Origin of the sequence: Pseudoalteromonas sp. SIMBA_162 (genome assembly GCF_046535955.1) — a bacterium.
Classification (GTDB): domain Bacteria; phylum Pseudomonadota; class Gammaproteobacteria; order Enterobacterales; family Alteromonadaceae; genus Pseudoalteromonas; species Pseudoalteromonas marina.
Genome location: NZ_JAWJBQ010000251.1, coordinates 1 through 283 on the forward strand (window position 1 = coordinate 1; position 283 = coordinate 283).

1 rRNA gene is annotated in these 283 nt (G+C 52.3%); it reads right to left on the minus strand.

Annotated elements, in window-relative coordinates:
* Positions 1 to 283, minus strand: a 23S ribosomal RNA gene (locus R0J88_RS19560); the annotation flags it as partial.

Genomic DNA, 283 nt, shown 5'->3' on the forward strand with positions numbered 1-283 from the left:
CTGTGTTTTTGCTAAACAGTCGCCTGGGCCTATTCACTGCGGCTTCTCGGGGCTTTAACACCCTAAGAAGCACCCCTTCTCCCGAAGTTACGGGGTCATTTTGCCGAGTTCCTTAACGAGAGTTCTCTCGATCACCTTAGGATTCTCTCCTCGCCTACCTGTGTCGGTTTGCGGTACGGGCACCTCTCACCTCGCTAGAGGCTTTTCTTGGCAGTGTGGAATCAGGAACTTCGCTACTAAATTTCGCTCGCCATCACAGCTCAGCCTTTACGGGAAACGGATT